3 protein-coding genes are annotated in these 3,398 nt (G+C 59.3%); all 3 read right to left on the reverse strand.

The genetic code is table 11. The features are described 5' to 3' along the window. Positions 1–85: 85 nt before the first annotated feature. From AWB68_RS43315 to AWB68_RS43325, 3 genes are read right to left on the reverse strand one after another with little or no spacing between them, the layout of a single operon-like run. Positions 86–1,075, reverse strand: coding sequence for a tyrosine-type recombinase/integrase (locus AWB68_RS43315; protein WP_087650239.1), 990 nt, complete (start codon positions 1,073–1,075; stop codon positions 86–88). Beyond that, positions 1,072–1,980 carry a tyrosine-type recombinase/integrase gene (locus AWB68_RS43320; protein ID WP_087650240.1) on the reverse strand — a complete coding sequence of 303 codons (909 nt, stop codon included), beginning with the start codon at positions 1,978–1,980 and terminating at the stop codon, positions 1,072–1,074. Before AWB68_RS43320 ends, AWB68_RS43315 begins: the two co-directional genes overlap by 4 nt. Further along, entirely contained in the window at positions 1,977–3,224 is a 1,248-nt protein-coding gene (locus AWB68_RS43325) for a site-specific integrase (protein WP_200828963.1), read from the reverse strand. The genes AWB68_RS43320 and AWB68_RS43325 overlap by 4 nt, the downstream gene beginning before the upstream one ends. Positions 3,225–3,398: the final 174 nt, after the last annotated feature.

Consider the following 3,398-nt stretch of genomic DNA (forward strand, 5'->3'; position numbering starts at 1 on the left):
CGTGTCTTATGGGAAGTGGTTCCCTATGGGGAGAAGATGTCTCGCAGCGAGCACGGAGCGGACTCCGCGCCCGTTTAACTCTCCATTAAAGCTTGGCCCTGAGCATGGCGATTACCTTATCGGACGGCCGAAACGAACCTCTGCGCAGATGCGGTGGGACGATCGCGTTGAGGGCTTCGAGCTTCTCAGTGGGATCAGCGCGAGTGTAGATTTCAGTAGTTGCCAGATCGCTATGCCCGAGCCATAAGGACACTTTCCGGATATCCTGTGTGCCTCGTAGTACTATCATTGCGCAGGTGTGCCTCAACACGTGTGGTGATACCTGCTTCTTCGATAGCGAAGGACACGCATGACGAGCGGTCTCAGCGTGGCATTTAAGGATATACGCGAAGCCCCAGCGACTCATTGCTTCACCGCGAGCATTGACGAACAATTCCGGTACTGCAACAGTTCCCCGTACCGCCATCCAGGCACGCAATGCATTAGCGGTCGTTTTCCACAGGGGCAACGCGCGCTCCCGCCGACCCTTGCCGTGAACACGGATGCTCATTGACGGGAACACAACATCGGCGGCTTGCAAACCCGTCAGTTCCGATACACGCAGTCCAGCGCAGATGGCCAGATGCAGCATCGCCCGGTCCCGGATCCCCTCGCGCGTTGACGGATCAGGCGCATCGAGCAGAGCCCGAACCTCTTCCTCGCCCAGATACGGCACTAACCGTGAATCAGTTTTCTTGTAGGGAATGCCCAGGATTCGTCGCGCCTGTTCGAGGATCGCGGGCTCGCGATACTCAAGGAAGTGGAAGAATGACCTGATTGCAGCTAGCCGGACATTCCGAGTCCCAGGCGAGTTCTGGCGCGTATCTTCCAGATATTCCAGGAAGTCGCTGATCAGTCTCGCATCGAGCTGCTCCAGCGCTAGCGACGACGGCGTCATCCTGAGTCGCCCGGCGGCGAACTCGAACAGGAGCTGAAAGGTGCAAGCATAGGAGTCGCAGGTGTGTTGGCTGGCGCCTCTCTCATGAGCAAGGTTTTGACGAAGAAATGCCACAATGTGCGGTGCGATCGGGATCATTTCTGTTCTCCAGTGAGAAACCCCTCTGCGGCGACAGCAATGTCATTCAGAAGCTCGGGAGTAGCCTCCAGATACCAATAGGTGGCGTTGATGTTGACGTGACCCATGTAGGTCGCAAGGGCCAACATGTGCCGCCCAACGCGGTCCCGGCCTTCCGGGCTCGCCTCCAGTGCCCTGACGGCGAACGTGTGCCTGAGCTCATGCAGGCGGGGACGGTGGGCGTTGTGGGTGGTGCCGATGCCGGCGATCTTCAACAGCTTCTGGAACATCCAGTAAACGACCGTATATCTGAGCGGGCGACCATCGTCATCAACGAACACATGGTCGTCGCCCGGACGGGACTGCCGCCGCAGGGTCAAGTACCTCTGCAAACCCTCCGCCGCCGTCTCGTGCAGTGGAACCAGACGCGTCTTCTGGAATTTGCTCTTTCGAATGAGTAATCCTTCGGGAGTAATGTCGGCACGCCGCAGGTTCAGGGCCTCAGAGATCCGCATGCCCGTGGCCGACAGTAGGGCGATTAATGTCGCATACGTTTGTGGTTGCAACATACCGCGAGGACCCGATTGCAAGGCTGCGTTGACCAGGCGCTCGATATCGGCGCGCGAGTAGATGAACGGGACACGGCGTGTCTTTCGGTACCCAAAGTACCGGGCGGGCGGCAGCTCATGACTTTGATCTTCGGTACGCAGATACTGGGCGAACCGACACACAGTCTTTAGCCTCGCGTCACGCTGGGCCACCGACCAGGCCTCAGCGGCCCAGTCGATTGCGGTTTGCGCGCGAACGTGCGTTTCACCGCGCTTGACGGCAAAGCACGCGAAGCTGTGCAACAGATAGTCTGCGTTCAGTAGTTTGAAGCCGGCCGCACGCCGCGCGGCAAGATAGGACTCTACGGCCGGCATCATTTCGTCACCTCGGGCCATGGCTGCGCGACTTGCCTGAGCAGCGCGCCGTCGACCTTGGCGTAATAGGCCGTGGTGTCGATGCTGCGATGCCTCAGGACCTGGCCTATCTGGTCGAGGGGAAGCCCATGACGTAACATCTCGGTCGCCGCTGTGTGTCGCAGCAGATGGGCGCCTTTGGCGGGCGAACTCACCCCGGCACGTTTTAGTGCACGCTTCACTACCGACGATATGCAATCGCCTGAGATAAACGGCTTGAAGGGGGCGATGTTTCGAACGAAGACGTGGTCGCTGCAGGCAACTCGAGGTCGCGACTCGATGTACCGCAGAAGTGCCTCACCAGCATCCTGCGGCAGCGGCAGACGAACTTCATAGCGCCCCTTTCCCGAGACGCGCAACGTCCCGGTTTCCCACTCGATATCGCTCATGCGAAGGTTCGCCAGGTCACCAGCGCGAACCCCGAGTCGCACCAGCAACAGGACAATCGCGCGATCGCGAAGGCGCCCGTGTAAATTGCCATCGCATGCAGCAATCAGACGGTCAACTTCGTCAGCGCTCAGACACCGTGGCAGTGTCGCCAGGCGCCAGTGCGCCAACGCCGGAACCGCTTGATCGAGTCCGGCTCGACATAAACCCTGAACACCGAGATAACGCAGGAAGGCTCGCGTGCTCGTGACCCGCTTTTCTGCGGTACCGATGCCACAGTTGCAGGCACCGTTCAACAGGAACGTGCGCACTTGCTTTGCGTCCCACTGGGTCGCGTCACTACCAAGCACCTCCACCATCGCCGCGGCATCACGACAGTAGAGCCGAATGGTCGACACTTTTGCGCCTCGGTGCGTGTGCAACCATCGCCGGAAACCGCTCACGATTGCCGGCTCTCGATTCTCGGCAATCGAGGGCTTGTTGTCCTGGCAGACGCCGATCTCAATCAGGTATTCGCGAAAGCGCTTGGCACCGAAATACAGATGGTGGTTGGCTTTACCTCCTTTTGCTTCCGGACAGGTGCAGGTAAGCAGATGACGATAGAAGATTTCTGAAGTCTGTGGATCCGCATCGGCCAGGGTGCCGCCGTGCGCCTGCATGAAGCGGCCCAGATGGTCGGCGGCACGCAGATAACGTATCGCGCTGGCCGCGGAGTATCCGTCCCGTTCCAGCGCGTCAGCAAAGTCATCAATGAAGGCTCCGCTGGGCCCCGAGCGCAGGCGTTTCAGGGTTTTGGGTGCTACCAGGTACGTGTCTAGCATCACGTCCTCCTATGAGGGTTGCCGGGGAAGGCTAGACGACCATAGCAAAGGAGAACCGAGATTTTATGGGGAGTTGACCGGCGACCAACCAGGCACCAAACCGACGCGGCCAGTCGCATTCGTGTCGAATCTGATCTGCAACTCCCCGTTAGACAGAACTTCCCATAAGGCACG

Source organism: Caballeronia choica, from assembly GCF_001544535.1.
Lineage (GTDB): Bacteria > Pseudomonadota > Gammaproteobacteria > Burkholderiales > Burkholderiaceae > Caballeronia > Caballeronia choica.

Bases quoted from the DNA above. Each gene is read 5' to 3' on its own strand.
- AWB68_RS43320 (WP_087650240.1), bottom strand. From the start codon at position 1,980: ATGATGCCGGCCGTAGAGTCCTATCTTGCCGCGCGGCGTGCGGCCGGC.
- AWB68_RS43315 (WP_087650239.1), bottom strand. From the start codon at position 1,075: ATGATCCCGATCGCACCGCACATTGTGGCATTTCTTCGTCAAAACCTT.
- AWB68_RS43325 (WP_200828963.1), bottom strand. From the start codon at position 3,224: ATGCTAGACACGTACCTGGTAGCACCCAAAACCCTGAAACGCCTGCGC.